At 62.2% G+C, this 26357-nt stretch carries 25 protein-coding genes; 13 read left to right on the forward strand and 12 right to left on the reverse strand.

Features of this window, described 5'->3' with window-relative positions; translation table 11 throughout:
- Positions 1–7 precede the first annotated feature (7 nt).
- The 4 genes from accB to ACLK1G_RS15940 form a co-directional block, all read right to left on the reverse strand.
- Positions 8–472: an acetyl-CoA carboxylase biotin carboxyl carrier protein gene (gene accB, locus ACLK1G_RS15925; RefSeq protein WP_420766276.1), complete on the reverse strand. Its 465-nt coding sequence runs from the start codon at positions 470–472 to the stop codon at positions 8–10.
- Between the two features lie 48 nt (positions 473–520).
- Positions 521–973, reverse strand: a complete 453-nt coding sequence (gene aroQ / locus ACLK1G_RS15930) for a type II 3-dehydroquinate dehydratase (RefSeq protein WP_420766277.1) — start codon at positions 971–973, stop codon at positions 521–523.
- A 349-nt stretch (positions 974–1322) separates the two neighbouring features.
- Positions 1323–1871 carry a methyl-accepting chemotaxis protein gene (locus ACLK1G_RS15935; RefSeq protein WP_420766319.1) on the reverse strand — a complete coding sequence of 183 codons (549 nt, stop codon included), beginning with the start codon at positions 1869–1871 and terminating at the stop codon, positions 1323–1325.
- A 1449-nt stretch (positions 1872–3320) separates the two neighbouring features.
- Positions 3321–4991, reverse strand: a complete 1671-nt coding sequence (locus tag ACLK1G_RS15940) for a diguanylate cyclase (RefSeq protein WP_420766278.1) — start codon at positions 4989–4991, stop codon at positions 3321–3323.
- A gap of 418 nt (positions 4992–5409) precedes the next feature.
- Here ACLK1G_RS15940 and ACLK1G_RS15945 point away from each other — a divergent pair, with 418 nt between their 5' ends.
- From ACLK1G_RS15945 to ACLK1G_RS15970, 6 genes are all read left to right on the forward strand, one after another.
- Positions 5410–6477, forward strand: a complete 1068-nt coding sequence (locus tag ACLK1G_RS15945; protein WP_420766279.1) for a DUF2333 family protein — start codon at positions 5410–5412, stop codon at positions 6475–6477.
- Between the two features lie 3 nt (positions 6478–6480).
- The gene (locus ACLK1G_RS15950; protein ID WP_420766280.1) at positions 6481–7038 is read left to right on the forward strand and encodes an NUDIX hydrolase; all 558 of its coding nucleotides are present in this window, start codon (positions 6481–6483) and stop codon (positions 7036–7038) included.
- Positions 7039–7207: 169 nt separating this feature from the next.
- Entirely contained in the window at positions 7208–7579 is a 372-nt protein-coding gene (locus tag ACLK1G_RS15955; protein ID WP_420766281.1) for a translation initiation factor Sui1, read from the forward strand.
- A 209-nt stretch (positions 7580–7788) separates the two neighbouring features.
- Entirely contained in the window at positions 7789–9702 is a 1914-nt protein-coding gene (gene speA / locus ACLK1G_RS15960; protein ID WP_039593533.1) for an arginine decarboxylase, read from the forward strand.
- Positions 9703–10004: 302 nt separating this feature from the next.
- Positions 10005–11315 carry a type VI secretion system Vgr family protein gene (locus tag ACLK1G_RS15965; RefSeq protein ID WP_420766282.1) on the forward strand — a complete coding sequence of 437 codons (1311 nt, stop codon included), beginning with the start codon at positions 10005–10007 and terminating at the stop codon, positions 11313–11315.
- Entirely contained in the window at positions 11312–12109 is a 798-nt protein-coding gene (locus ACLK1G_RS15970) for a DUF4123 domain-containing protein (protein ID WP_420766283.1), read from the forward strand. The genes ACLK1G_RS15965 and ACLK1G_RS15970 overlap by 4 nt, the downstream gene beginning before the upstream one ends.
- A gap of 3 nt (positions 12110–12112) precedes the next feature.
- Here ACLK1G_RS15970 and ACLK1G_RS15975 read toward each other — a convergent pair whose 3' ends face one another.
- Entirely contained in the window at positions 12113–13462 is a 1350-nt protein-coding gene (locus ACLK1G_RS15975) for an MATE family efflux transporter (protein WP_420766284.1), read from the reverse strand.
- Positions 13463–13532: 70 nt separating this feature from the next.
- Complete coding sequence (locus ACLK1G_RS15980; protein ID WP_420766285.1) at positions 13533–13826, reverse strand: hypothetical protein; 294 nt, start codon at positions 13824–13826, stop codon at positions 13533–13535.
- A 164-nt stretch (positions 13827–13990) separates the two neighbouring features.
- Between ACLK1G_RS15980 and ACLK1G_RS15985 the strand changes: the two genes are divergently transcribed.
- From ACLK1G_RS15985 to ACLK1G_RS16000, 4 genes are read left to right on the forward strand one after another with little or no spacing between them, the layout of a single operon-like run.
- A complete protein-coding gene (locus tag ACLK1G_RS15985) occupies positions 13991–14296 on the forward strand; it encodes a MazG-like family protein (RefSeq protein ID WP_420766286.1) in 306 nt (101 codons plus the stop codon).
- Positions 14293–15042, forward strand: a complete 750-nt coding sequence (locus ACLK1G_RS15990; RefSeq protein ID WP_420766287.1) for a methyltransferase — start codon at positions 14293–14295, stop codon at positions 15040–15042. The genes ACLK1G_RS15985 and ACLK1G_RS15990 overlap by 4 nt, the downstream gene beginning before the upstream one ends.
- Positions 15043–15067: 25 nt before the next feature.
- The gene (locus ACLK1G_RS15995) at positions 15068–15676 is read left to right on the forward strand and encodes a DUF4136 domain-containing protein (protein ID WP_420766288.1); all 609 of its coding nucleotides are present in this window, start codon (positions 15068–15070) and stop codon (positions 15674–15676) included.
- 21 nt (positions 15677–15697) lie between these two features.
- On the forward strand, positions 15698–16255 hold the full coding sequence (locus ACLK1G_RS16000; RefSeq protein WP_420766289.1) for a DUF4136 domain-containing protein: 558 nt from the start codon (positions 15698–15700) through the stop codon (positions 16253–16255).
- 31 nt (positions 16256–16286) lie between these two features.
- On the opposite strand, the gene ACLK1G_RS16005 is transcribed toward ACLK1G_RS16000, so the two are convergent.
- Positions 16287–17141, reverse strand: a complete 855-nt coding sequence (locus ACLK1G_RS16005) for a MaoC family dehydratase (protein WP_420766290.1) — start codon at positions 17139–17141, stop codon at positions 16287–16289.
- 2 nt (positions 17142–17143) lie between these two features.
- Positions 17144–18496, reverse strand: coding sequence for a 3-oxoacyl-ACP reductase (locus ACLK1G_RS16010; RefSeq protein ID WP_420766291.1), 1353 nt, complete (start codon positions 18494–18496; stop codon positions 17144–17146).
- A 144-nt stretch (positions 18497–18640) separates the two neighbouring features.
- Here ACLK1G_RS16010 and ACLK1G_RS16015 point away from each other — a divergent pair, with 144 nt between their 5' ends.
- A complete protein-coding gene (locus tag ACLK1G_RS16015; protein WP_420766292.1) occupies positions 18641–19918 on the forward strand; it encodes an acetyl-CoA C-acetyltransferase in 1278 nt (425 codons plus the stop codon).
- On the opposite strand, the gene ACLK1G_RS16020 is transcribed toward ACLK1G_RS16015, so the two are convergent.
- Positions 19905–20933, reverse strand: a complete 1029-nt coding sequence (locus ACLK1G_RS16020; RefSeq protein WP_420766293.1) for a bile acid:sodium symporter family protein — start codon at positions 20931–20933, stop codon at positions 19905–19907. The two genes, ACLK1G_RS16015 and ACLK1G_RS16020, sit on opposite strands and share 14 nt — an antisense overlap.
- A gap of 79 nt (positions 20934–21012) precedes the next feature.
- Here ACLK1G_RS16020 and ACLK1G_RS16025 point away from each other — a divergent pair, with 79 nt between their 5' ends.
- Positions 21013–21804, forward strand: a complete 792-nt coding sequence (locus ACLK1G_RS16025) for an AraC family transcriptional regulator (protein WP_420766294.1) — start codon at positions 21013–21015, stop codon at positions 21802–21804.
- Between the two features lie 209 nt (positions 21805–22013).
- The gene (locus tag ACLK1G_RS16030) at positions 22014–22907 is read left to right on the forward strand and encodes a PA4780 family RIO1-like protein kinase (RefSeq protein ID WP_039593547.1); all 894 of its coding nucleotides are present in this window, start codon (positions 22014–22016) and stop codon (positions 22905–22907) included.
- A 59-nt stretch (positions 22908–22966) separates the two neighbouring features.
- On the opposite strand, the gene cueR is transcribed toward ACLK1G_RS16030, so the two are convergent.
- From cueR to ACLK1G_RS16045, 3 genes are all read right to left on the reverse strand, one after another.
- Positions 22967–23368, reverse strand: a complete 402-nt coding sequence (gene cueR, locus ACLK1G_RS16035; RefSeq protein WP_420766295.1) for a Cu(I)-responsive transcriptional regulator — start codon at positions 23366–23368, stop codon at positions 22967–22969.
- Entirely contained in the window at positions 23365–25758 is a 2394-nt protein-coding gene (locus ACLK1G_RS16040; protein WP_420766296.1) for a heavy metal translocating P-type ATPase, read from the reverse strand. Before ACLK1G_RS16040 ends, cueR begins: the two co-directional genes overlap by 4 nt.
- A 127-nt stretch (positions 25759–25885) precedes the next feature.
- Positions 25886–26269 carry a hypothetical protein gene (locus tag ACLK1G_RS16045; protein WP_420766297.1) on the reverse strand — a complete coding sequence of 128 codons (384 nt, stop codon included), beginning with the start codon at positions 26267–26269 and terminating at the stop codon, positions 25886–25888.
- Positions 26270–26357: the final 88 nt, after the last annotated feature.

Raw genomic sequence — 26357 nt, forward strand, 5'->3', positions numbered from 1 at the left:
CCGCGGTTCAAACGATGGTGAACAGCGGTTGGTCGTACTCAACCGGCTGGCCGTCTTCAACGAGGATGGCTTCGATCACACCGCTGGTTTCAGCTTCGATGTGGTTCATCATCTTCATGGCTTCGACGATGCACAGGGTGTCGCCTTTCTTCACGGTCTGGCCAACTTCAACGAAGGAAGGCGAGGTTGGGGAAGACTTGCGATAGAACGTGCCCACCATTGGCGAGCGGGCAACGGTGCCGTTCAGCGCTGGCGCGGCAGGTGCGGCTGGCGTTGCGGCGGCGGCCGGAGCTGCTGCGGGAGCAGGCGCGGCGGCTGGAGCCTGCATCGGTGCAGGTGCATAGAACTGCTGGGCCGGGGTCTTGCTGTGACGGCTGATGCGTACGGACTCTTCGCCTTCCTTGATCTCGAGCTCGTCGATGCCGGACTCTTCCAGCAACTCGATCAGTTTCTTAACTTTACGGATATCCATGAATCATCAACTCCCAAGGGTCGGTCAGGGGCGTTTAACGCTTGTTGTTCAAGCTGTTGCCTGTTTTTCAAGCTGCTCTAGGGCGGCCTCCAGGGCCAGTCGGTAACCGCTGGCGCCAAGGCCGCAGATCACTCCCACCGCTACATCGGAGAAGTAGGAGTGATGGCGGAAAGGTTCGCGTTTGTGCACGTTGGACAAATGCACTTCGATGAATGGGATGCTCACCGCCAGCAGCGCGTCACGTAATGCGACGCTTGTATGTGTAAAAGCTGCTGGATTGATCAAAATGAAGTCCACGCCTTCGCCACGCGCGGCATGGATGCGGTCGATCAACTCGTATTCGGCATTGCTTTGCAGATAAAGCAAATGATGGCCGGCGTCCCGGGCCCGCTGTTCCAGGTCCTGGTTGATCTGGGCCAGCGTCACGGCGCCATAAACGCCCGGTTCACGGGTGCCAAGCAGGTTCAGGTTGGGTCCGTGCAGGACCAATAGGGTCGCCATCTGCTGTTCCTTGTTATCTGTGAGCAGGTGTCAGAACCCGGAGACTATGCCGCAAAGCCTTTATGACTGTCCAGTTCTCGGCAATAGCCAGCACGTTGACCGATGTTTACGCGAAGTTTGTGACTGAGCTTTATCATCCGGTCATTCGGTTGAACTGACCCACCGCTATCGCGAGCAGGCTCGCTCCCACAGGGGGATGTGCGGTGAGCATCTTCCTTGGACCATACCCAATAAATGAGGGAGCGAGCCTGCTCGCGATGACGCCGGCACATTGATTACCCATGCAAACTGAGCCACCGCTATTGCGAGCAGGCTCGCTCCCACAATGGGTTTGTGGTGTTTGCTGAGGTCATACCCGAAATGCCTGGACTGCGGTGTGCAACCGCCCGCCGAGCACCAGGAGGTTGTCGCCTTGCTCGCGACCCTGGCCGATGCGCAGCAGGTTATCCCCGCCCAGTTGGTGAATGCGCTCGCTGTGGTCGCGGATTTCGCTGACAGCGCCGCTTTGCTGAGCCGTGACATCGGCGATTCGCACGGCGGTATCGGCGATGGTCTGAATGGCTGCGACGATTTCATCCAAGGCGCCGTCAGCCGCCTGGGCCTGGCTGGCGGTGGCCTCGGCGTGTTCAACCTGGGCGCGCATGCCATCCACTGATTGGCGCGCGGCCAGTTGCAAGCGGGCGATCAGCGCCTGGATTTCCGAGGTGGCGCCAGCGGTGCGTTGGGCCAGGGAACGGACTTCTTCAGCCACCACCGCAAAGCCCCGGCCCATTTCCCCGGCGCGGGCGGCTTCGATGGCGGCGTTGAGGGCAAGCAGGTTGGTCTGGTCGGCAATCGAGCGGATGACCGTCAATACGCCACCAATGGTTGCCGACTCCTCGGCCAGCTGTTCGATCATTTGCGCATTGCCTTGCACCTCGCCCACCAACGCATGGAGGCCGGCGAGACTCAAGCCGATGACTTGCTGGCCATGTTCCACGGCGTTACCGGCGCTGCGACTGGCCTGCGCGGCCTGGCTGGCATCGCCGGCCACTTGCTGGATGGTCGCCTCCAGTTCGCCGAGCGAATCACGGATCAATGCGGTGTCGCCGGCCTGGTCCTCGGCGCCACTGTGCAGTTCGCCGCTCAACTCGGCCAGGGCGCGGCTACTGCCAGCGACCTGTTCGGCGTTCACCCGAATGGTGCCCACCAGGTCCACCAGATAAGCGCGCAGGCGATTGAGGGACGCCTCGATGTCTTGCATCTCACGGTTGCTGGCGCCCATGTGGATGCCCCGGCTGAAGTCGCCTTCGGCCCAGGTGGACAGGGCCGGCGCCAGGTGCGTCAAGGTGCGGGCCAGGCGCCGTTGCAAGGTGTCGATGAGCAGCGCGATCAGCAGGATCAAGCCGATCATCACGCCCTGGATCAAGCGAACCTCCCTCTGAATCTGCCCATGCTGGGCACGTACCGCCGGTTCCAGGGTGTCGATGGCCGTTTGTGCATCAGCGATTTTCAGGTGGGTGGCGCGGCTCAGTTCGGTGCGCTTTTGGATCAGCTCCCGAGTGCGGGTCAATTCCGCGGGGTAGCGGCCGAGCAGGCTGTTGAGCTCACGCTTGAGACCGATGCCGGCGTCCTCGCTGACAGTTTTTTCCTGGGTTTGCAGGCCCATCAGCGCGGCAAAGTCATCGCTACCCGATTCGCTGCTGGCGGTTACGCCCAGCAGAGGCAGGCTCTCGAGGCGTTCTGCTTGCACACGGATGCCTGCCAGTTCCCGTTCGACATCGGCGGCCAGTTCGCTGCGACCGCTGCTGACCAATTTGTCACGGGTAAGGGACAACCGACCCAGGTGCTGTGAAGCGGCGAACAATGGAGGTGAGTAGGCCGGGGCGCCACTGGCGTACTGGGCGAGTCGATCAAGACTGGCGCTCAGTTCCCGTTCGGCCTGCAACAACAGGGCCTGTGGGTCGCCGGCCAGCTTGCCGGCGGCCAGCAGGTCGGTCTTGCTGAAGTTGTCGAGGTTGGACAGGCTTGGGCGCAGGGTCTTGGCCAGGTCCGGTGGGAACTGGTCCAGCTCCTTTTGCAGGCTTTCCAACGCTTGGGTAGCCGCGCTGAGGCGCAGGGCGTCGCCGCTGGCCAGGTAGTCCTCGATGTTGCGCGCCACTTCGCTCTGGAACTGCCGCGACAGGCCGAGGTAGCGTTCCATCAACAGGTAGGGTCGCTCCAAGGCAATCTGCGACCACCAAAGGGTCGCGCCAAGGCCAAGGCATACGGCAACTAAGAAAAGGGTGTTGAGATTGGTCAGCAGCTTCAGGCGCATCAAGGGTCTACCGGGGGCAGAATCGAAGTGCCTGAAGTTATTGCGTTTGCGTTACACGTTTATGACCGAATCAGTGGAATCCGATGAAAAGGTGGCACTTTGCTTTGATTGTCTGGCGCTCTGTACCCGGTTGCGTCCGGCATGCTTGGCGCGGTACAGCGCTTCGTCCGCCTGGCTGGCCATCATCAGGCTGTCGGACGCTTCGCTCATTTCCACCACGCCGGCGCTGAAGGTGCACCACAGGTCCTGGGGTTGGGCCGGGTAATGGATTTCGGCGAAGCGTTGGCGGATTTCGTCCAGCACCTGGCAGGCTGCATCAATATCGGTGTCGGGCATGACGATCGCGAACTCTTCGCCGCCATAGCGCCCGATGAAATCGGTCTTGCGCAGGCGCTGCTTGAGAAACAGCGCCAGGCTCTTGATCACTCGGTCCCCCATGGGGTGGCCGTGGCTGTCATTGACCCGCTTGAAATGATCGATGTCCAGCATGGCGAAACTCAAGGGCTTGCCTTCGCGGCGGGCGCGAAAACTGCAGTCCTCGAGCAATTGCAGGATATGGGTGTGGTTGTAGAGGCCGGTGAGGCTGTCGCGCACCATTCGCGCCTTGAGATTGCGCGCCCGGGCCGCGCGGTTGCGCACGGTGGTGATCAGGTGCCGGGGTTTGATCGGCTTGGTCAGGAAGTCGTCGCCGCCTTCGCTCATGGCGTCGAGCTGCTTATCCAGGTCGTCTTCGGCGGACAGGTAAATGATCGGCACGCTGACATAACGGTCGTTGTGGCGAATTACCTTGGCCAGTTCCGTGCCGGTGCAAGCGGGCATGTACATATCGAGAATGATCAGGTCGGGCTGGAAGTCCGCCAGTTCGGCCATTGCCTGGATCGGCTCGATCAACGTCCGGGTGATGATGCCGGCGCTGTTCAGCAGCCGTTCGGTGTGCAAGGCCTGGGCGCGGGAGTCATCGATGATCAGCACTTTATAGGGCTCGTACTGGGCGACGCAGGTCAGCACTTCTATTTTTTCCAGCAGGCTCGACGCCTCGAGCGTGCCGGTTAGAAATTCCTGGCCGCCGGCGCGCACCGCCGCCAGGCGGGTGGGCGTATCGGTTTCAAGCAGGCTGAAAAAGAGCAGCGGGATGGCCTGGTCGAGGCCTTCCTGGGCTTGGGCCGCCAACGTCAGGCCCACGCCAGGGCCGCTGAAATCCACGTCCATGACGATCGCCGCGGGCAGGCGCTCGACCATCGCGGAGCGGAACGCGGCGATACTGTTCAACGCATGGGCGCTGAGACCAAAGAATTCCAACTGCTTGGCCAGCCGTTCCGCGCGGTCATGGTCTTGCAGCATCACGTAGATGGGCTTGCGCAGCGGCGGCAGGAAGGTCTGCTCGAGTTGATCGCCGTGGCGCAGGCCGGTGCGGGACAGGCGTTGCATCAAACGGTTGATGTCGCTGATCAACTGGCTGCTCAGGCGGCCGCGATTGGCATCCACCGCTTGCAGCGACTGGCTGATGCCGTGGGCAAGCTGGCAATGCTCGGGCTGTTCGAAACGCTCGGCAAAGCGCAGCAGGCGCAGATTGGCTTCGCTGAGCTCAGACAGGTCGTTACTCGACCACTCGCTGCGTTGCAGGCGCTGCCATATCTCAAGGATCTGGCGAGCCTGATGAATTACCCGCTGGGCAAAGTGGTGCTTGAGGCGCTCACGGCTGGGGTCTTCTGACTCGGTCATATCCTGACTACTAGTTAGGGGGCATGCTGAGGTCGACTGGTGGCTCTATGCTAGCACCTCTTTTCCCTTACATGAGTGTCGTACGTCAATAAACTGCCAAGAGATGCGATTCAGTTTTAGACCGCACGGTCTTCGATTGGCGGCCTGTCATGCAGCGGGGGCCGAGAATAAAGGCTTTTGGGGCTTTTTTGGACTGTTTGTCCAGTTGCTTCGTTGGGTGCGCAAGCACGATTCGATTCGCTGATATCGAGTCAGCTCGCTACCAAATCATGACTGGCAGGGTTAAGGGAAACCCTTAGGTGGCTCCTGGTCTGGTGGCGGTAATTGTCCTATAAGCCCAACGACGGATGCCGGCCAAGGCACGTTGATGTAAGGTTGTGGTCGAACCGTGAACTCAAGTGATTGAAGGAACATCGCCATGCTGGACTGGAAAAACCGCGCGGGCAGCGCGCCTGAACGCGCCGCCGAGCCGAAATCGGACACCCGCAGCTACCTGGGCGGGCTGTTTTTCAGCCGGGCACTGGCCACGCTCATTGGTTTGTATCTGCTGGTGACCATTGCGGTGGGTTGGTATTGGAGCCAGGAGCCGGCGCTGTTTCCCGTGCAGCAGAACGCCCAGGCGGCGGCCGAGAAGGACGGCAGGCAAATGGTGGTCGGCTACACCACCGTCGAAACCCTCAAGACCGTGGCCGGAACCTTGCTGACCAAGCAGGGTGGCTACATTTCCAATGACCGCTTCCCGCCGGGCCTGTGGATGGACAACATGCCGAGTTGGGAATACGGCGTGCTGGTGCAGGTTCGCGACCTGAGCCGCGCCTTGCGCAAGGATTTCGCCCGCTCGCAGTCACAGTCCGCCGAAGATGCGGACCTCGCCAAGGCCGAACCGCGTTTCAACTTCGACAACCGCAGTTGGGTGCTGCCCTCCAGTGAGTCGGAGTACCAGGAAGGCATCAATTCCTTGAGTCGTTACCAGGCGCGCCTCTCCGATCCAGGCCAGAAGAGCGCATTGTTCTATGCCCGCGCCGACAACCTGAACAACTGGCTGGGCGATGTCGGCACTCGCCTGGGGTCGTTGTCCCAGCGGCTGTCCGCCAGCGTCGGCCGGGTCAAGCTCAACACGTCGCTGAAAACCGAAATCCCGGCGCCCGGCCAAGTGCCGCAGGTCGACGAAGAAGTGGTTGAAACCCCATGGCTGCAAATCGACAACGTGTTCTACGAAGCCCGTGGTCAGGCCTGGGCGCTGTCTCATTTGCTGCGCGCCATCGAGGTGGACTTCGCCGACGTGTTGGCCAAGAAGAACGCCACGGTCAGCGTGCGGCAGATCATTCGTGAGCTGGAAGCCTCGCAAGAGCCGGTCTGGAGCCCGATGATCCTCAATGGCAGCGGTTTCGGTGTATTGGCGAACCACTCGCTGGTCATGGCCAACTATATTTCCCGCGCCAATGCGGCGGTCATCGACCTGCGTCAGTTGCTGAACCAGGGCTGATCGATGGACGAAAGCACCCGGGAGGCGGCTCACCGAGCGGCTTCGGATGCCGAGCTCATCGCCTGGGTCGACGAGCATGACAACCTGCTCGGCAGCCTGGTGCGCTTGGATCTGCGCGAGCGCGGCCTGATCGGGCGGGGCACCTACATCATGTTGTTTAATTCGGCCGGGGAGTTGTGTGTCCATCGGCGGACGCTGAGCAAAGCCATCTATCCCGGTTACTGGGATGTCGCGGCCGGCGGCATGGTGCAGGCGCACGAGAGCTACGCCGAGTCGGCGGCCCGCGAGCTTGCCGAAGAGCTCGGTGTCAGCGGCGTGGAGCTGGTCGCCCACGACCATTTCTATTTCGAAGACACCGGCAGCCGCCTGTGGTGCTCGGCGTTCTCGGCCGTGTGGGATGGCCCGTTGGTGCTGCAGCCCGAAGAAGTGCTGGAGGCGCGTTTTCTGCCCGTCGAGCAGGTGCTCGATGAAATCCGCCACAAGCCTTATTGCCCGGACTCCCTGGCGGCTCTTGGGCGCTATTTGCGCGCCTGCGAAGCCGGTGTCGCAAAGAAGCTCTAAATTGGCGCCGATTGGCCCTTAGCAAGTCGCCTTTTTGCCGTTACACTGCGCGACTTTTCAAGCTTGGCCGACATCGTTCGGCCCAGTTGCGCTGCCCCTGCCTGAGTGGGGCTTCGCGGTCGAGGCTTTCGCCCCTTGACCAGTCTTTGTCCTCCGAAGAGGATTGCCGGTGGCCAAAAAAGCCGCATCCTTCGCCGCCCTGGGTGGCCTGGTATTTTCTACCGACGCCGGTCGTCATTGCCCCGATTGCCGCCAACCGGTGGATGCCTGCATCTGCAAACAGACAATCATCCCCGAAGGGGACGGTATCGCTCGCGTGCGCCGCGAAAGCAAAGGTCGCGGCGGCAAGACGGTGACGACCATTACCGGTGTGCCGCTGGCCGAAGACGCCCTCAAAGAACTGGCGACGACGTTGAAAAAACGCTGTGGCACGGGTGGCGCGTTGAAGGACGGCGTCATCGAGATCCAGGGCGATCACGTCGAGCTGCTGTTGGCGGAACTCACCAAACACGGTTTCAAGGCAAAGAAATCCGGCGGCTAGCAGCCTCTGTGAAAACCACCCCGGCTTGATCCGAACCCCGGTTCGGGGTCGCCCGCATGGTTTTCACAGAGCCTGTTCTGAACGGGTTCTAAACTCAGCGCTGCGGGCAGGGTCTACCGTGCTTACAGGCAAATCGTCATTTCCATTCTCTACACTGCGCCAGCCTGCGACCGGGTGGGTGCATTTTGACTTCTTTATAGGGGACTTCGATGTCCGTACGACGCACACGCAAAGACGATGGCAGCCAATGGACAGTTGCGGACAGCCGCAGTGTTTACGGGATTCGCCATTGGGGGGCCGGGTATTTCGCGATCAATGAAGCCGGTCGCGTCGAAGTCCGTCCGAACGGCCCCGACAGTTCGCCCATCGATTTGTACGAGCAAGTCGACCAGTTGCGCCAGAGCGGCCTTTCGCTGCCCTTGCTGGTGCGCTTCCCCGACATCCTGCAAGACCGGGTGCGTCAGCTCACCGGCGCGTTCGACAGCAACATCGCGCGCCTGGAATACCAGAGCCAGTACACCGCGCTTTACCCCATCAAGGTGAACCAGCAGGAAGCGGTGATCGAAAACATCATCGCGACACAGAACGTGTCGATCGGCCTGGAAGCCGGCTCCAAGCCCGAGCTGCTGGCGGTGCTGGCCCTGGCGCCGAAGGGCGGGACCATCGTCTGCAACGGCTACAAAGACCGCGAGTTCATCCGCCTGGCGCTGATGGGCCAGAAGCTGGGCCATAACGTTTTCATCGTGATCGAGAAAGAATCCGAAGTCGGCCTGGTGATTGAAGAAGCCGCGTCGCTCAAGGTCAAGCCACAGGTCGGCCTGCGGGTTCGCCTGTCGTCCCTGGCGTCGAGCAAGTGGGCCGACACCGGTGGCGAAAAATCCAAGTTCGGCTTGTCGGCCGCGCAGCTGTTGTCGGTGGTCGAGCGCTTCCGTGGCGCGGGCCTGGACCAGGGCATCCGCCTGCTGCACTTCCACATGGGTTCGCAGATCGCCAACCTGGCGGACTACCAGCATGGCTTCAAGGAAGCGATCCGTTATTACGGCGAGCTGCGCAACCTTGGGCTGCCGGTGGATCACATCGACGTCGGCGGGGGCCTGGGCGTGGACTACGACGGCACGCACTCGCGCAACGCCAGCTCCATCAACTACGACATGGACGATTACGCCGGTGTCGTGGTGGGCATGCTCAAGGAGTTCTGCGATGCCCAGAGCTTGCCGCATCCGCACATCTTTTCCGAAAGCGGTCGTTCGCTGACCGCGCACCACGCCATGTTGGTGGTGCAAGTGACCGACGTCGAGAAACACCACGATGACGTCCCGGTCATCGAGAACAAGGAAAGCCTGCCGGAAACCGTGCAGTGGCTGGTGGACCTGCTGGGCCCGACCGATATCGAGATGGTCACCGAGACTTACTGGCGAGCCACCCATTACATGAGTGACGTGGCAGCCCAATACGCCGATGGCAAGCTGACCCTGGCGGAAAAAGCTTTGGCCGAGCAGTGCTACTTCGCGGTGTGCCGTCGCCTGCACAATTCGCTGAAGGCCCGCCAGCGTTCGCACCGCCAGGTGTTGGACGAGCTCAACGACAAGCTGGCCGACAAGTACATCTGCAACTTCTCCGTCTTCCAGAGCCTGCCGGACACTTGGGCGATCGGCCAGGTATTGCCGATCCTGCCGCTGCATCGCCTCGACGAAGAGCCACTGCGCCGTGCCGTGCTGCAAGACCTGACCTGCGACTCCGATGGCAAGATCAAGCAGTACGTCGACGAGCAGAGCATCGAGACCAGCCTGCCGGTCCACTCGCTCAATCCAGGCGAGGATTATTTGTTGGGTATTTTCCTGGTGGGTGCCTACCAGGAAATCCTGGGTGACATGCACAACCTGTTTGGTGACACCGACTCGGTGAACATCTACCAGAACGCCGATGGCAGCGTGTACCACGCCGGTATCGAAACCCACGACACCATCGAAGACATGTTGCGCTATGTGCACCTGTCGCCGGAGGAGTTGATGACTCACTACCGTGACAAGTGCGCCAGCGCCCGGATCACGGCGGCCGAGCGCACTCAGTTCCTGGATGCGCTGCGACTGGGGCTGACGCGTTCGTCCTACCTTTCTTCCTGACGGTGGCCCCTTGCGGGGCCGCTGTTGCAGGCTAGAGCGATTCATCGTGGCGAGGGTAGCTCGCTCCCGCTGGCGCGCAATGGTCCCGAATGGGGCCAGATGCGCCCAGCGGGAGCAAGCTTCCTCGCCACGTTGTTTCTGCATTGCAAACCCGTGCGCCGCGTTTATCGGCCTATTGATGCCGTTTAGCTGACGGCGTCCTAATTTCATGTAGTCCCTTTCCTAAATAGTCCTTGAGCCCTCTACTCGTCCTCTGCTGTCGGCGAGAATGCCCGGTCGCCCCTCCTGTAGAGAAAACGCCGATGTCCGATCCAGCCTGCGAGCTACCTTTTCGTCTGGAGATAGCCGGTCTGTCCGAACCTTTCGTCGTCGTAGCCTTAACAGGCAATGAAGCCATCAGCGAACCCTTCGTTTTCGAAGTGGAGCTGTCGGTCAGCGACATGGCGCTGGACATGGCCGGGTTGCTGTACCGCAACGTCTGGCTGAGCTTCGGAACCAAGGATCAAGGCATCCACGGGCGACTTCACGAAATCGTCCACCGCCATGGCGAGAGCTGCCGGGTACGCATCGGGCCGAAGCTGGCGAGCCTTGCGCAGCGTTTCAGTCAACGGGTCTTCAATGCCTGCTCGGTGCCACAGATCATCCGCCAGGTCCTGGGCGGGCATGGTATCAACGGCCGCAGCCTGTGCCTGGATCTGAGCAACGCTTATCCTTCGTTGGATCTGTATACCCAGTACCGCGAATCCGACCTGCATTTCCTACAACGAATGTGCGCCCAGGCGGGTATCCACTTTCATTTCGATCACACCCGGGACGGGCAATGCCTGGTTTTTGCGGATACGGCGGGCAACGTTCCGACGATGGACAAGGCTTTGTACAGTGTTGAAGGGCGGGCCCGCGCAGTGCGTGCGTTCACGGTGAAGGCGGATATCCACGGAGCGTTGGTTGCCCAGGGCCGTAGCGATCTGATGCACTTGCACGCCGGCCAGATCCTGTCGCTGAAGGGCCATCCTCATGGAAAGTGGAACCAGGGCTGGTTATTGACGCAGGTTGAACACCACGGTCATGCGGGCGGTTATGGCAATCTTTTCCAGGCCATTCCCTGGGGGATGCCCTTCCTGGTGGACAGGGCGCCGGACAAGCCTGTCATGGTGAGCAGGCAACGCGGCTGGGTCGTGGAAGTGGATGAGCCGCGAGTGGCCGGGCGAGTGGCGGTGCAGTTCGACTGGGCCTATCAGGGAGAGGGCGCCATCCCCAGTCATTGCTGGCTGCCCTTGGCACCCGAGCTTGCGGCGCGTGGCGTGGGGACGATTGCCGAGGGCACCGAGGTTCTGGTGAGTTTTATCGAGGGCGACCCGGACCGTCCCCTGGTCAGCGCATTCCTGGGTGGCGCCCCCGGCGCGCAGTCAACGCAGGCGCTTCCTCCCGCCGCGCCCGCCGGGGAAATTCCCGGGGCTTCTGGAGTCGATTCATCCTTGTTGTCCGCAATCAAGGATGGTGAGCCACTGGTCTTGCTGTGCCTTTTGCCAGGCGGGGGGCGTTTCAGCCCTTGTGCGCAGCCGGTGTGTACCTGTCGCATGGTGATGGGACAGGGCGCGGGCGCGGCGCCATGAATGTGGCCACCTTGCCGGGTCCCGCTCCCCAATGGCTGCTGTTAGACGTTCCGGACGCGCCCGAGGCCGCACAACGCCTGAAGGAACAATTTTCCGAGGTGCCGCGTTTTGCCCTGTTCGAGGGAACCGAGTTCGACGGAGCGAGATCACACGGCCCGTTGTTGGTGGATCTTAGGCAATCGCCTGCGCTGGCCAGCCTGTGCCATCTGGACGCTCGATCCTGGCCCGGGTTGCTGTTGGTGACCTCGACGCCAGCCGAGTCCTTGCTAGTACATTTGCGGCGCATGCTGACGGTGACGCTGGGCCTGCATTACAAGGCCTTCCTGAGTTATTACAACCCGCACACCGCCAGCTATTTCTTCGATGCCTGCGATCCCCGGGAGCTCAGTTGCTGGCTGGGACCGATCAGCCTGTTGCGCTGGTTCGGTGGCACCTGGTCCGATCGGACGATGGGGTGCCAGGGGTGGCAACAGCTCTCCAATCCCAGGCTTGCGGTGCCTGCGCTGGAAAACGAGCATGGCCTCAGCGACAGGCAACAGGTGAAATTGCAGGAGTGCTTCCTGGAACGTCACGTCTGGCGATGGTCTCGCTCCACCGGCCATGACTTTTGGGTGCTCTGGGACTACGTGCAACAGGGGCGCAAGCTGGGGTTCAGCGAGCAGGCCGTTCTCGACGGCTGGTTATGGCTGCGCTTGCAATACCCCGATGCCGAGCCCGTGCCGGGGCTGCCTGGTGGTTCCCAGCGAGAACGTCTCGATCATTTGCGACGCCTCTGGCAAGGCAAACAGGGCTGAACATCATCGAGTTTCGGCATCGACCCAGCCGCCCCGACGGTGCAAGAGCCAGGCGACCGTCCCGAGCGTCAGGCTGCGCACCGTCATGAACAACAGGAAGGTGATCCACAGTCCGTGGTTGCCGAGTCCTTGCAGCGCCCAGGCCAGCGGCAACACCAGCAACAGGGTCAGGAGCATGCCGTTGCGCATTTCCCGGGCGCGGGTGGCGCCGATGAACAGGCCATCGAGCAGATAGCTCCACACGGCAATCAATGGCAGCGTTGCCAGGTAGGGCAGGTAGCGATAAGCGGTGTCGCGCACGTCGGCGATGTCGGTCTGCATGTCGATGAACAAATGTCCGGCCAGCAGAAACAGCAGTGCGAACCCGACGCTCGCGATCAAGGACCAACCGCAGGCGACCACCAGCGAACGGCGCAGGGCCAGGCGGTCGCGAGCGCCAATGGCGTGGCCGCACAGCGCTTCCACCGCATGGGCCAGGCCATCCAGGGCATGGGCGGTAAGCAGCAGGCCATTGAGCAGCAGCGCATTGGCCGCCACCGTCGCGTCCCCCAGCCGCGCGCCTTGCACGGTGATCAGGAAAAACACCGATTGCAGCACCAGGCTGCGTATGAAAATGTCCCGGTTTACCGCCAGCAGCGGTCGCCAGCTCTGCCACAGGCTCAGGGCGGCCCAGGCGATCCGCCCTGGCCAGGCGCGCAGCGTCCTTCGGGCCAGGGCCAGGCCCACCAGCGCGCCCGCCCACTCGGCGATGACCGAGGCGCGTGCCGAACCCGTCACGCCCCAATCCAGGCCGATGACGAACCACAGGTTCAAGGCGATGTTCACCAGGTTGGTGACCAACAGGATCGTCAACGGTGCGCGGGCGTTCTGGGCGCCAAGGAACCAGCCCACCAGCGCGTAACTGGCCAGCGCCGCCGGCAAGCCGAAAAGCCGGGTGTGGAAGAAATCCCGGGTCAATTGGTCGAGCTCGGCAGAGGGCTGCATGAAGTGCAATGCCACGTCGCTCAACGGAACCCCGACCGCCCCAAGCACCACCGACAGCCCCAACGCCAGCAAGAGTCCTTGCAGCAAGACCTGCCGCAGCGCAGCGCCATCGCCACGCCCGGCTGCCTGGGCGGCGAACCCGGTTGAGCCCATGCGCAGGAACCCCATGGCCCAGGCCAGCACCGTGTACAGACTCGCCCCGACCGCCACCGCGCCCAACTGATGGGCATGGGGCAAGTGGCCGATGACGGTACTGTCCACCAGTGCTACCAGCGGTACGGATATATTCGAGAGAATCATTGGCGCGGCCAGCGCCCATACCCGACGGTGGGTGAGGCGGTCGCGCCAGTCGGCGATCAGGTTGGACATGGTGGCTCCTTGATGGAGCGCGATTGTAGCGTTATCGCAGCGTTCGTTCCTGATGTCGCCCTGTTTGTCTTCAGTGGATGATCCAGCTCAGCAACCACAACCCCAATACCAGCCAGATAATGCCCATGACAATCGAGGCCCGCATGAAGGCGCGGATCGCCGAATACAGCAGCATCAGCCCGAGGATAAGTGCGACGATGCTGATGATCGAGGTGTCCATGCCAAGCGTGCGGGACAGGCCATCGACAAAATTGCCACCGGCATTGGCCAAGGTGTTGAACAGCCCGCTGAGCAGGTCGACGATGAAACGGATCACCGAACCGAGCGCCTGGCCGAGCCATTCGAAGAAACTTTCTACCTGCATGTTTGCATCCTGATGGAGAGGAATCGGAATCGAGCCGTCGGCTCCTGACTGTAGGAGTTGTGGCGGCTGCGATCGTTCGATTATGGAGCAATTCACCGCTTCGTACCGAGACGCTTGCCTTCCCTCGTCATCGCCCCGAAGCTATGCGCATTCAGGAGAACCCCATGAACCTTGTTGAACTGACCGAACGCCTGCATGCCATTCGTGACCGTAACGATTGGCGGCAATTCCACAGCCCGAAGAACCTCGCCATGGCCGCCAGCGTCGAGATGGCCGAGCTGGTCGAGATTTTCCAATGGCTGACCGAGGACCAGTCGCGCCAGCTGCCCGCGGATAAACTGGCCCACGCCGGGCAGGAAGTCGGTGACATTGTGTTGTACCTGTTGCTGCTGTGCAGCGAGTTGGGCTTGGATATGGACGCCGTGGTGCGCGGCAAATTGGCCGACAGCGAGCGGCGGTTCGCCCCATGAGTGACCGTCATTTCGACCAGCTCGCCACGCGTTTCGCGGAAAAAATCTACGGCGGGGCCAAGGGGGCGATCCGCCTGGCGGTGCTCCAGGCCGATTTGCTTGAAGCCTTGCCTGACCGCCCGTTGCGTATTCTGGATGTTGGCGCGGGCCTGGGGCACATGTCACTGTGGCTGGCCGAGCGTGGTCACCAGGTGACCTTGGCTGAACCGGCCGAGCCCATGCTTGAGGGTGCCCGTCAGCGGTTTGCCGAGGCCGGCCAGGACGCAACGTTCATTCAGGCGCCGTGGCAGGACCTGCTCGGCCAGCTCACCGAACCGTACGATCTGGTGCTGTGTCACGCGGTGCTGGAGTGGCTGGCCGAGCCCCACGCGATCCTGCCGGTTCTGCATCAACTGACGGCGCCTGGCGGCTGGTTGTCGTTGGCGTTCTACAACCGCGACGCGCTGGTTTATCGAAACTTGCTCAAAGGGCATTTCCGCAAGTTGCGCAAAAACGACCTGGCCGGTGAAAAACAGAGCCTGACCCCGCAACAACCCCTTGATCCTCGCCAATTGGCGGCGCAACTTGAAGACCTGTGGCAGGTCGAAATTCAAAGTGGCGTGCGGGTTTTTCATGACTACATGCCGGTGCAATTCCAGGGCCGCGTAGAGCTCGCGCAATTGCTGGAAATGGAACTGGCCCACCGGCGCCACCCAGCGTTTGCCGGGTTGGGACGCTACCTGCATTGGGTCTGTCGCCCCCTCTGATCCGAAAGAGCAGCCGGAGAGCGAAATGAAAGGTCGTTCAGGATTATTGGTGTTATGCCTCGGGCTGGCAGCCTGCCAGAGCGACAATCCGTATGTCGCGACTTCCAATCCGTTGCCGCCGGCGCCGCCCGAGGCCGCCAAAGTGTTCGATCGCAGCGCCTATCCGGCGCCGCCCCGTGACTATGGCCGCTATCGCAGTTGGGCCTGGCTCAACGGTCGGTTGCCGCCGGGTACTGCCTGGGCGGATTCGGCCCAGGTGGCCGAAGCGGTAAGCGCAGCGTTGGACCAACGCGGGCTGCGTCCGCTGCATGACAATCGCCCGGCGGACCTCTTCGTCAGTGCCGACCTGCGCCTGGAAACCCGGCTGCGGCAGGTCCGGGACGACTATGACGCGGGCTATTACGGCGGCTACAACCGCTACGGGCCGGGTTATGGCATGTACAACACCATTCCCGTGGTGCGCACCTATCAGGAGCATGTCGTGGTGGTTCGGGTCGATCTGTTCGACGCCCGCAATGGCCAGCCCGTGTGGAGCGCCAGCGCCGAGACCAGCCAGCGCGGCAATCAGAGCGAGCGCACCGATGCCATTCGTGACGCGGTGGAAAAGGCCATGTCGGCCTATCCTCCCAGTTGATTCAAACAACGGAGAAAAACCATGTTTCGCCGTCTTGTCCCGCTTGCCCTTGCCCTGTTGCTCAGCGCCTGCGCTTCCAACCAGGTCAATCATGATTTCGACACCAGCCGCGACTTCGCGGCCTACCGCAGCTGGAGCTGGAAGGAGCCGGCGTTGCAATATCGCCCGGACGATCCGCGCATCAAGAGCGACCTGACCGAACAGCGCATCCGCCAGGCGGTCGCCGATCAACTCGACCAGCGTGGCCTGCGTCCGGCTTCGGGCGGCGCGCGGGGCGATGTGCAGGTCCAGGCCTACCTGATCGTCGAAGATCGCCAGCAACAGGTGACGACCAACTATGGCGGCGGTTGGGGCGGCCCATGGAATGGTTATTGGGGCGGACCGATGTACAACGAAACCCGTAACCTCAGCTACAAGGTCGCCACCGTGCAGATCGACCTGCTCGACGGCAAGGATGGCAAGCTCGTCTGGCGTGGCAGCGACGAGCAATTGCTCAGTGATTCACCCAACCCGATGGATCGCAGCGCGAAGGTGCGCGAGACGGTGGGGCGGATCCTGTCCAACTACCCACCGCGTTGATTGGTTGACCCATAGGTTGGGTGGAATACTTTCAAGCAACCGGCTGCCAACTTCCCAGCATATGCTCCAGCTCACCAGCCCCCACCAATCGCAATTGCCCGCTGGAACCGGCCGCGCTCGCCAGCAATGTCACCTCGCTGGGCAGGCGCACTGGCTTCTTGAACGTTACGTCGATTTCGATATTGGCTTCGGGCAAATGATCATCGAGCGCCGCCAACGTCCTTGCCTTGTTCCACAGACCATGGGCGATGGCACTGGGGAAGCCGAACAACCGGGCGCTGGCGCCGCTCAGGTGGATCGGGTTGTAGTCGCCTGACACCTTGGCGTATTGCCGGCCAATATCCACGGGTGCGGTCCAGCGTGTCACTTGCGTCAACTCGGGGCTGTCCTCGGATGAGTCCTCGGCCAATGCGCCGTCAAGCTGGACGCCTTTGCAGAGCATCTGGCTTTGGGCCTGCCACAAGGGGCCCAACTGATCTTCGATACGGGTCACCAGATCGAATACCGCCCCCTTGGCATGAGGCTGCAGGTTCTCGACGTTGACGCTCGCCCGCACCTGGCTGACACCGCCCATGGGCCGCAGCACGCGGATGCGGTTGTTCAGGTGGATCAAGCCCAGCAATGGGAACGGGAAATCCCGGGCGGTCAGCAATTGCATCTGCAAGGCGAACGCCAGCACGTGTGGATAGGTCGGCGGCAATAGTCCGCTTTCGCTGAAACCACACACTTTGCGATAGGCCGCCAGGTTCTTTTGGTCGACCTGGATCACTTGGCGCAGCCCGACGTCAGGCAGGACCGTGCCGGTGATCTTGCGGCGAGTCGCGGCCTTGGCGTAGAGCCCTGACATCGAAGGGGCGGTGTTTATTTCCTGCCATTGGATCGTCATGGTCACGCCCCCAACAAGCTTTGCCCGCACACGCGCAGCGCCTGCCCGGTGACGGCGCCGGAGCCTGGTTGTGCGAGCCAGGCCACGGCTTCGGCGACGTCCTGGGGCAAGCCGCCCTGGCCCAGCGAACTCATGCGGCGCCCGGCTTCACGCAGGGCGAAGGGAATGTCGGCGGTCATGCGTGTCTCGATAAAGCCCGGTGCCACCGCGTTGATGCTGATTCCCCGCGCCTCCAGGCCAGGCGCCCAGGCTTGGGCGAGGCCGATCAGCCCGGCCTTGCTCGCGGCATAGTTGGTCTGGCCGCGATTGCCGGCGATGCCGCTGATGGAGGCAAGCAACACGATCCGGCCATTGTCCCGCAGGGTGCCGCTGTCGAGCATGGCCTTGGTCAGCACCTGCGGCGCGTTGAGGTTGACCGCCAGCACCGCGTCCCAGAACTCGGGCGTCATGTTGGCGAGGGTCTTGTCCCGGGTGATGCCGGCGTTGTGCACCACGATGTCGACGCCGTCGGGCAGGTGTTCGATCAACTGCGCGGCGGCATCTTCGGCGCAGATGTCCAGCGTCACGCTGCGCCCACTCAGGCGCGCGGCCAGGGCGTCCAGGTCGGCCTTGGCTTGCGGGACATCGAGCAGGATCACATCGGCGCCGTCACGGGCCAGGGTTTCGGCGATGGACGCGCCGATGCCACGGGCGGCGCCGGTTATCAGCGCCTTGAGCCCGGTGAGCGGTCGCGTCCAATCCTGGACCTGGGTCTGGCAGGCCTTGAGGCGGATAACCTGCCCGGAAACGTAGGCACTCTTGGGCGACAGGAAAAACCGCAGGGCCCCCTCTAACTGCGCTTCGGCGCCGTCACCGACATAAAGCAACTGCAGCGTCCCGCCATGGCGCAATTCCTTGGCCAGGGAGCGGCTGAAGCCTTCCAGCGCCCGTTGCGCACTGGCGGCAAACGGGTCATCGAGGCTTTCCGGGGCGCGACCGAGGATGACGACATGGGCGCTGTGGTCGAGGTTTTTCATGAGGGGCTGGAAGAATTCGCGCAACTGCTTGAGCTGCTCGACCTGCACCAGATGGCTGGCGTCGTACACCACCGCCTTGATTTTCGGGCCGTGGCCGGGGATCCATTCGGTCGCCAGCGTTGGTTCGCCACCGTAGATGAAAATGGCGTCGGTCAAGCGCTTGGCGAACGTGGCGACCTGTTCGGTCAGGGGGCCACCGCCCAACAGCAGGGCGCCCTCGATAGGCCGCAGCCGCCCGGCCTGCCAGCGTTCCAGGCGCACCGGCGAGGGCAAGCCCAGAGCGCCAACCAGACGCAGGCCAATGGGCGAGTTGGCGAAGTCTATGTAACGGTCTGACATGGAACACACTCCGGCTGATGAGGTTCCAAGTGTGGACCATGTTTGGCAATTGGTCGTTCGATCGCCCGGATAAAGCCTAAGCTTGTGGCTGGGCACGTTACCGCAGGCCAATTTCACACATTCGCGCATACAGGGGAGTTCTTCATGGCACAGCTACGCCGCGTCGCGATCATCGGTGGTAACCGCATTCCGTTCGCCCGCTCCAACGGGCCCTATGCCACCGCCAGCAACCAGGCGATGCTGACGGCTGCGCTCGAAGGTTTGATCGAGCGCTACAACCTGCACGGTGCTCACATCGGGGAAATGGCCGCGGGGGCGGTGCTCAAGTTTTCCCGGGACATGAACCTGACTCGCGAATGCGTGCTCGGCTCACGGCTGGCACCCAGCACCCCGGCCTATGACGTGCAACAGGCGTGCGGCACGGGGCTTGAGACCGTGCTGCTGGTGGCGAACAAAATCGCCCTGGGCCAGATCGACAGCGCCATCGCCGGCGGCGTGGACACTACCTCCGACGCGCCCATCGGTGTCAATGAGGGGCTGCGCAGGATCCTGCTGCAAGCCAATCGCTCCAAGACCACCGCCGATAAGATCAAGGCTTTTCTGCAACTGCGTCCCCAACACTTGGTTCCCGACCTGCCGCGCATCAACGAACCGCGCACGGGCCTGAGCATGGGCGAACATTGCGAGTTGATGGCGCAGACCTGGCAGATTCCCCGAGACGAGCAAGACCGTCTGGCCCTGGAAAGTCATCAGAAAATGGCCGCTTCCTATGCCGAAGGCTGGCATAACGATTTGATGACGCCGTTCCTGGGCCTGACCCGCGACAACAACCTGCGCCCGGACCTGACCCTGGACAAGCTCGCGTCCCTCAAGCCGGCCTTTGAAAAAAGCGCCAAGGGCACGCTGACCGCAGGCAATTCCACGCCGCTGACCGATGGTGCCTCGCTGGTATTGTTGGGCAGCGAAGAGTGGGCGAACGCCCGCGGACTGCCAATCCTGGCCTACCTGCGTGACGGTGAAACGGCAGCGGTGGATTTCGTCAACGGCGCTGAAGGCCTGCTGATGGCGCCGGTCTATGCGGTGCCGCGCTTGTTGGCACGCAACGGCCTGACGTTGCAGGATTTCGACTACTACGAAATCCACGAGGCGTTCGCGGCCCAGGTCTTGTGTACATTGAAGGCCTGGGAGGACCCGGATTACTGCAGATCCCGGCTGGGCCTCGACACGCCGCTGGGCGCCCTCGACCGCAGCCGATTGAATGTGAAAGGCAGCTCATTGGCCGCCGGGCATCCATTCGCCGCGACGGGCGGCCGTATCGTCGCCAACCTGGCCAAACTGCTGGACGCGGCCGGGAAGGGCCGGGGCCTGATTTCCATCTGCGCGGCGGCCGGCCAAGGTGTGACGGCGATCATCGAGCGCTGACCATCGCCTCGCGCGTGGGCGCAGCCTGGGCTCGCTGGCGGCTGGCGTAGCGTTCGGCGAGGATCGAACAGACGATCAGTTGCATGGGGTGATAGATCATGATCGGCAGCAGGATCAGCCCCAGGCCGGGATCGGTGCCGAAGATCAACGCCGCCATCGGCACCCCGGCGGCCAGGGATTTTTTGCTCGCGCAGAACACTGCAGCGATTTCATCGGCGTTGCTGAACCGCAGAGCGCGGGCGGTGCGGGTGGTCATCCACAGGATAATGGCCAGCAGTACGGCGCTGCCGAGCACCGCGCTGACCAGCACGCCATTGCCTTGTTGTCGCCAGATTCCGGAAACCATCGAATTGCAGAACGCGGCGTACACCAGCAGCAGGATGACCAATTTGTCGATGATGCTGGTATAGCGCTTGTATCGGGCGAAGAAACCGGCCAGCCAGCGCCGCAGGAATTGCCCAAGCACCAATGGCAGCAGCAACATCAGGCACAGATCGAGAAGGGTCGAGCCCAGGTCGATGCCACCGGCACCGCTGCCGACCACCAGGCTGACCAGCAGTGGCGTCAGGAAAATCCCGAGCACGCTGGACAGGCTGGCGTTGAGAATCGCCGCCGGCACGTTGCCGCCCGCGCTGCCTGTGAGGGCCACCGACGAGGAGATGGTCGAGGGCAGGGCGCACAGGTAAAAGAACCCCAGCATCAATAGCGACGGCACATGGCTGCCCAATGACCAATCACCGATCAGCCAGATCAAGGGAAACACGACGAAGGTAAAACCCTGCACCATCAAATGCAGCCGGACGTTCTTCAAGCCGTGGCGGACCTGCTCCCCGGACAAGTTGATCCCATGGAGGAAAAACACCACGAAGATGCCGATGTTGACCACCCAATCCGCATGCATCGCGCCGCCCGTGGCGCCGAATCCGGGAAAGAAATACGCCAACAACGTGGCAAGCAACATGCCGCACAGGAACCAGTCGGTCACCAGGCGTTTAAGGTGTCTTAGGATGTGCATAGGGCGCCGCAAGTTGTATGAGAAGTCGACTTAGCCTAACGTCGGCCTGAACAGTCGTCTTGCGATATAAGGCCAATCAATGCCGACTAACGGACAGCAGCAGCTTGAACGGCGCATTCCCGACCTGACGGAACTGCCTCGGCCACTTTATGCTCGGGTCGAAAGCCTGGATGCGGGTTCATGGACCCAGGTACATCGACACGATTGGGTGCAGTTTTCCTATGCCATCAGCGGTGTGCTCGGCGTTCATACCGCCGAGGGCAGTTTCTTCGCGCCGCCGCAACGGGGCATCTGGATCCCGGCCGACCTCGAACATCACGTCGTGACATCCACCCGTGCGGAAATGCGCAGCCTTTATGTGCATCGCCAGGCTTGCCCGTGGGCCGATGAGCGTTGCCGCGTTCTGGAGGTCACGCCTTTGGCGCGAGAGCTGATCAAGGTCTTCTGCCAATTTCCCGCCGCCTACCCGCAAGGCGATACCCAGGAGGCGCGGCTGGTGCAAGTGCTGCTGGACCAGTTGGCGGCATTGCCGGAAGTGGGTTTTTCCCTGCCGCTGCCACGGCATGCCCGCCTGCTGGAGCTGTGTAACGAGTTGATCGAACAGCCCGAATCCTGCGTCACCCTGCAAGCCTGGGCCGAGCGACTGGGCACATCGGAAAAGACCCTGACCCGTTTGTTTCTACGTGAAACCGGCCTCAACTTTCGCGCGTGGCGCCAACGCATGCGGCTGTTGTCCTCCTTGGGGTCGCTGGAGAAAGGCGACAGTGTGACCAGCGCGGCGCTGTCTTGCGGGTATGAGTCGACGTCCGCTTTCATCGCGGCATTCAAGGGATTGTTCGGTTTCACCCCGGGCGAACTGTTCACGCATTAAGCCCTTGTCAGTTCTTGTCGCAAATACTTGCTTATCCAATGACCTGCGACGGGCCGGGTCTCGGCTATGATCTTGCGCGGTTGATCTGATCCGGCACAGTGTGTGCATTCAGGGTTCATAGGTCGGAACCCCTCCCCGTGAAGGGAGGATTGCCGTATAACGACCTGTCATTCGCGTGTTTGGTAATAAAGGACCCAGAATAAAAGCTGATGAAGACTCCAAAACGCATTGAACCCCTGATCGAGGACGGTCTGGTCGACGAGGTGCTGCGCCCACTCATGAGTGGCAAAGAAGCAGCTGTTTATGTGGTGCGCTGCGGCAATGAGCTGCGATGCGCCAAGGTCTACAAGGAGGCGAACAAGCGAAGTTTTCGCCAGGCGGCCGAATACCAGGAAGGTCGCAAGGTCCGTAACAGTCGTCAGGCCCGCGCCATGGCAAAAGGTTCGAAGTTCGGGCGCAAGGAAACTGAAGACGCTTGGCAGAACGCCGAAGTGGCTGCGTTGTTCCGGTTGGCCAACGCCGGTGTGCGAGTGCCCAAGCCGTACGACTTCCTTGAAGGCGTGCTGCTGATGGAACTGGTGGCCGACGAGTATGGCGATGCCGCGCCACGCCTGAACGATGTCGTGCTGGAGCCGGACCAGGCACGCGAATATCACGCCTATCTGATTTCTCAGATCGTACTGATGCTGTGTACCGGCCTGGTGCACGGCGACCTGTCGGAGTTCAACGTGCTGCTCACGCCGACAGGCCCGGTCATCATCGATCTGCCGCAAGCGGTGGACGCCGCTGGCAACAACCACGCCTTCAGCATGTTGGAGCGGGATGTCGGCAACATGGCGTCCTACTTCGGCCGTTTCGCTCCGGAGCTGAAACGCACCCGGTACGCCAAGGAAATGTGGGCGCTTTATGAAGCCGGCACGTTGCACCCGGGCAGTGTGTTGACCGGTGAGTTCGACGAGCCCGAAGAGCTGGCGGATGTTGGCGGGATCATGCGCGAGATCGAGGCCGCGCGCCTGGACGAAGAACGACGCCAGGCTGTGCGCGCCGCCGACGATGCGCCGCCAGGCAAGACCGAGGAGCCGCCTCCGCCTTGGATGCAGTGATCGGTTGTCCCAGAAACCCGGCCCAGGCCGGGTTTTTTAATTGTGTTCGGTATCGGGCATCACTTCTTGCAACACCCCGATTCCAGCTCCTTGAGGATCGGGCAGTCGGGCCGGTGATCGCCCTGGCAGTGTTCCACCAAGTCCTGGAGGGTATCGCGCAGCTCCGCGAGTTCACGGATTTTCTGGTTCAGTTCATCGATGTGTTGCTTGGCCAGGGTCTTCACGTCGGCACTGGCACGTTGGCGGTCCTGCCACAGCGTCAACAGTTTGCCGACTTCTTCCAGGGAAAACCCCAGGTCCCGGGAGCGCTTGATGAACGCCAGCGTGTGCAAATCATCGGTGCTGTAGATCCGGTAGCCGCTGTCCGTGCGATGGGCCGCCTTGAGCAAGCCGATGGATTCGTAATACCGGATCATCTTCGCGCTAAGGCCACTCTGGCGGGCCGCTTGGCCGATGTTCATCGCTTGTCCTCCAGATCTGCGGGTGTCCAGAACTTCAACAGCAATGCATTGCTGACCACGCTGACGCTCGACAGCGCCATGGCTGCGCCGGCCAGCACCGGGTTGAGCAAGCCGAACGCGGCCAGGGGAATCCCGACCAGGTTATAGACGAAGGCCCAGAACAGGTTCTGGCGGATCTTTGCGTAGGTCTTGCGGCTGATATCCAGCGCCGCCGGCACCAGGCGAGGGTCGCCGCGCATCAGCGTGATGCCGGCGGCGTGCATCGCCACGTCGGTGCCGCCGCCCATGGCGATGCCAATGTCGGCTGCGGCCAGGGCCGGGGCGTCATTGATGCCGTCGCCAACCATCGCCACCACCGAATGGCCCCTCAGTCGCTCGACGATGGCGGATTTGTCGGCCGGCAATACTTCGGCGTGGACGTTGTTGATTCCCAGCGCCTGGGCCACAACCCGAGCGCTGCCTCGGTTATCGCCGGTGAGCAGATGGATGGTGATATGACGCTGGTTCAAGGCCTCCACCGCCGCCAAGGCGCCCGGCTTGAGTGTGTCGCCGAAGGCAAACAGGCCGAGGACGCGAGGTGTCGAGCCTTGATCGATCAGCCAGGACAACGTCCGACCTTCGGTTTCCCAGGCCTGCGCCGCCTCGGCCAGCGAGTCGGGGTCTGGACCGAGCTCTTCCAGCAAACGCCGATTGCCCAGCGCCAGTCGGCGCCCGTCGAGGCTGCCGGCGATGCCGCGCCCGGTAAGCGACTGGCTATCGCTGATGTCCGGTACGTTCAAGCCGCGCTCGGCGCAGGCGTCCAGCACTGCTTTGGCCAGCGGATGCTCGCTGCCCCGTTGCAGGGCGCCGGCCATTCTCAGCAGCGCATTTTCTTCACCTTCGAGCGCCGCCAAGTGAGCAATACGCGGCGCGCCGGACGTCAAGGTTCCGGTTTTGTCGAACACCACTGTGTCCACGTCATGGGCGCGCTCCAGCGCCTCGGCGTCCTTGATCAAGATGCCGTGGCGCGCGGCGACGCCGGTGCCGGCCATGATCGCTGTCGGCGTCGCCAGGCCCAGGGCACAGGGGCAGGCGATCACCAGCACGGCGACGGCGTTGATCAGTGCTGTCTCCAGCGGCGCTCCGTAGAGCCACCAGCCCGCCAATGTCGCAAGGGCCAAAAGCAACACAACCGGCACGAAGACCTGGCTGACTCTGTCCACCAGCTTCTGGATGGGGGCCTTGGCCGCCTGGGCGTCTTCCACCAGGCGAATGATGCGCGCCAGGACCGTCTCTGCGCCAAGGGCCTGGGTGCGCACCAGCAAACGACCTTCGCCATTGATCGCGCCACCGGTGACCTTGTCACCGGGTTGCTTGGGCACGGGCAGGCTTTCGCCACTGATCAGTGCCTCGTCGGCATGGCTTTGGCCTTCGATCACTTCGCCGTCCACCGGGAATCGCTCGCCAGGCTTGACCAACACCCAGTCATTCAAGCGCAGCGCGTTGATGGCAACATCCCGTTCCTCGCCGTCGATCACCTGAACAGCCCGCTCCGGTCGCAGGGCTTCGAGGGCGCGGATGGCGCTGGCGGTTTGTCGTTTGGCACGGCTTTCCAAATATTTGCCGAGCAATACCAGGGCAATCACCACGGCCGAGGCCTCGAAGTACAAGTGCGGCATGCTCCCGGGCTGGGCAATCGCCCATTCGTAGAGACTCAGGCCATAACCGGCGCTGGTGCCCAGGGCGACCAATAGGTCCATATTCCCGGCCCCGGCGCGGACAGCTTTAAAAGCCGCGACGTAGAAACGTGCACCGAAGATGAATTGGACGGGCGTCGCCAACGCGAACTGCAGCCAGGCTGGCAGCATCCAGCTCACGCCGAAGGGCTGCAACATCATCGGCAATACCAAGGGCAGGGACAGCAGAATTGCCAGTATCAGTGCCAGCCGCTCGCGGTTCAGTCGATCGCCCTGGTTTTTTCGCGGTTGTTCCACTTCCCAGACACTGGCGTCATAGCCGGCGCGCTTGACCGCTTCGAGGAGCGTTTGCGGGTCGATCTGGCCCAGCAATTCGAGGTGAGCCCGCTCATTGGCCAAGTTCACGCTGGCGCGATGCACGCCGGCGACTTTGCTCAATGCTCGCTCGACCCGTGCAACGCAAGAGGCGCAGGTCATGCCTTTGATGCTCAATTCCAGGGTCTGCACGGGAACGCCGTAACCTGCTTGTTCGACTGCCTCCATCAAGGCGGGCAGGCTTCCTTCTGGCGCCTGGACCCGCGCCTGTTCCGTCGCCAGGTTGACGCTGACGGCACTGGCGCCGGTCACCTTGCGCAACGCTCGCTCGACTCGCCCGGCGCAGCTGGCGCAGGTCATGCCGCAGATCGGCAGATCGAAAATAGTGGGTTCAGGCATGGGGCAGGCTCCCTGTAGTGGACGACCACAGGATCAACCTTGCCATGTTGGCAAGGTCAAGCGCCAATGCAAAAGCTTGCACGTTGCACGGTGGGAGCAAGTTCGCTCCCCCATGTTAGGGGCAACGTCAGTATCCGAGGTCAGCCTGCTTGAGGTACATGCCTTCCCCATTCGCTGCGATTCGGTATTTCAGAATGTCGCCGGCCTTGAGCGTGATGTCCTGCGATCCCGGAGCGAGCATGCCTGGGGCGCAACCCACGGCCTGGCCAGGCAGCAGTTTCAGGCGCAAGGAAAACCGACCGGGCGGCAGATTGAAGGAGGTGCTTTGCTCTTGGAATAGCCTGGCCGAGAGCTGATCCTCGATGTAGATGCCGATTTCGCAACTGGTCGGCACTTCCAGGCGCTCACGAGAAATGATCAGCACACCATAGTCTTCGCCAACAGCCGATGCCTGGGGGGCCACTGCTGAAAGACCGAGCATGCAAAACAGGCTGAACGCTGACCAGCGCATGGCTGAACCTCCGGTATGAAATCCTGATAGGTGCAGCTTGGCCGAGCAGGACGCCGATTGCCAGCCCGGCAGTTTTTGCCAAAACTTG

Origin of the sequence: Pseudomonas algeriensis (assembly GCF_048847255.1) — a bacterium.
Classification (GTDB): Bacteria; Pseudomonadota; Gammaproteobacteria; order Pseudomonadales; family Pseudomonadaceae; genus Aquipseudomonas.